This window comes from Streptomyces sp. NPDC054961, assembly GCF_053609145.1.
The window spans coordinates 1-2241 of sequence record NZ_JBSGWY010000083.1; the positions used below are offsets into that span (position 1 = coordinate 1).

General features: G+C 67.9%; 3 protein-coding genes. 2 read left to right on the top strand and 1 reads right to left on the bottom strand.

Features of this window, described 5'->3' with window-relative positions:
• Window positions 1-78: 78 nt before the first annotated feature.
• Window positions 79-480 carry a transposase gene (locus ACWF9Z_RS36105; RefSeq protein ID WP_453609779.1) on the bottom strand — a complete coding sequence of 134 codons (402 nt, stop codon included), beginning with the start codon at window positions 478-480 and terminating at the stop codon, window positions 79-81.
• Window positions 481-584: 104 nt separating this feature from the next.
• On the opposite strand from ACWF9Z_RS36105, the gene ACWF9Z_RS36110 reads away from it, so the two are divergent.
• Window positions 585-788, top strand: a complete 204-nt coding sequence (locus ACWF9Z_RS36110) for a hypothetical protein (protein ID WP_453609781.1) — start codon at window positions 585-587, stop codon at window positions 786-788.
• Window positions 789-921: 133 nt separating this feature from the next.
• Window positions 922-2166 carry an MFS transporter gene (locus ACWF9Z_RS36115; protein ID WP_453609783.1) on the top strand — a complete coding sequence of 415 codons (1245 nt, stop codon included), beginning with the start codon at window positions 922-924 and terminating at the stop codon, window positions 2164-2166.
• Window positions 2167-2241: the final 75 nt, after the last annotated feature.

Sequence of the window (2241 nt, forward strand, 5' to 3'; positions counted from 1 at the left end):
GGCCTTGAACTCGTCCGAATAGTCCTTCAGAGCCATCGGTGGTCTTCTCGCTTCCTCCGGATCAATCAAGATCCAGTATCAGCGTGTCCACCACTTAGGGGGAGGCCCCACCTTGCCGGTCTTCAGATTGGTGCGGTGCCGCAGGATCTTCACCGCCTGGACGACGTGGGGGAAGTCCAGGCCGAGACCGGTGACGGTGAGCGTGCGTATCGAGCGGGTCTCGCGTCGGCCGTGACCGGCCTCGCGGTCGTAGCGGCGGGCGGTCACTGCCTTCCAGGGGAGGGACCCGACCGCGGCGTGGAGTCTGGGCTGATTGCCGTTGACCGCCAGGAGGTAGTGCGCGTTCTTGGCCTCGACCAGCCATTTCGCGTGTTCGCGCTGGGTGCGGAGAGCGTCGGCGGTGACCACCACGGTGCCAGTCAGGTCGAACGGGTCCAACAGGGCGGTGAACGCGGTTATTTCATGAGTTTTGTCCGGCACCCTCAGCTTCCGTTCCGCTTGCCGCACCCTGGAGATCACTTTCCAGCCCTGCCGCCCACGCTCCCCGGGCGGAGAAGCCTCATATCGAACGCACACTCCAATCAGTGGCCACGCTGTTCTGCCAGTTCCTGCCCGGTTACCTCGGCCGCACCGCCGAGCACCGCGGTCGGGACGTGGAGGACGAGCCGTTGTGGTCGATGCTGGAGATCCAGAAATTCTCGACGAGTGGCTTGTCGCCAAATTTACCGACCGCAGGAGCTCTGATATCTGCTCTGAACTGCGACGATTCGCAGGCTATATGTCCGTGACGTTGGATCGCCATAGCCCTTCGCCATGGGCCCAGGAAATTCGTGAGACCGCGGCGAAGCGAGCATCGATCAGAAGGTCCTGATGGAGCGTCACTAGCCCTCGACCAACTTGAGGGACCTATGGTCAGCGCCCATGGCATCACTTGGCACCACGGATTCCGTTGTCTCATCCCCATCCCGGTCAGCTCTTCCCCGGTCGTATCTGCTGTGGCTCGCGGGGACCCGGGCTTCACTGACCGGTGACGCTGCCCTCTACTTCGCTCTGGGCTGGGCAGCCAGTGCCCACGGTGGTCAGATGGCTGCATTCGTGCTGACCGCGATCACGCTGCCGCGGACCGTACTCCTGCTACTGGGTGGGGCGGTGGGTGACCGCTTTGGGGCCCGCCGTGTGATGATCACCGGAGATGTGGTGATGCTCGCAGCCGTACTGGCCCTGGCCGTGGCAGGACGGGTCTGGGGGACGCCGCCGTGGATGCTGATCGGGTTCGCCGCTGTGGTCGGGACCGTCGATGCGTTCTATCTCCCCGCGACGGGATCGATGCCGCGTCGCCTGGTGAGCAAGGAGCAACTGCCCCGAGCGATGGCCCTGCGGCAGGCAGGCGGCCAGGTGTCTTCCCTGCTCGGGGCGCCGCTGGGGGCGGTGCTGGTGGCGGTCGCGGGCCTGAGCGGGACAGCGCTGGTCGACGCAGGCACCTTCGCCGCAGTCCTGGCGGTCATGGTGTGGGTGCGCCCGGCGACCGAGGCGCAACCCTTCCCCCGCGCGCAGAGCCTGCTCGCGGGGATCGCCGACGGGGTGAAGGTCGTGGCAAGGGATCCGGTCCTGCGGCCCGCGTTGCTGCTGACGGCTGCGGCTGCAGCGGGGCTGCTTCCGGTAGTCGCTTTGCTCGGCCCGCTGTTGGCCCGTTCGAACGGTTGGGGGCCGGGATCGGCAGGTCTGGTTGCCGCCGGGCAGGGTGCCGGGATTCTCCTGGCCGCGTTGCTGACTGCCCGTCGGGGGCCGATACGTCGGATCGGCGTGGGCGCGTGCCTTGGTCTGGGACTCGCCGCGCTGGGATTCGCCGCACTCGCGGCGGCTCCGGCTCCTGCCTGGGCCGTTGTCGCCGCCGTGGCGGTCGGTGCGGGATCGGGCATGTTCGCGTGTCACCTGGGGCCGCTGGTCCTGGCCGGGGCTCCGGATACGCATCTGTCGCGGGTCCAGTCGTTGCTGTCGCTCGTGCAGAGCTCGGCGCTGGTGGTGGCGAACAACGTGCTGGGGTGGCTCGCGAGCGCGGCCGATGCCAGGAGCGCGATCGCGTTGTGCTCTGTCCTCGGCTGCGTGGCCGGGGTCGCTGGTCTGGCCACGCCGTCGTTGCGGGATCTGCGCCAGGCCGCGTCATAGACCTGGTGCCGGTGACTGGGCCGGGGTGTTCGGACCCCCGAGCGCGGGGGGAAAAAACCGGGCCCCCCCGCGGGG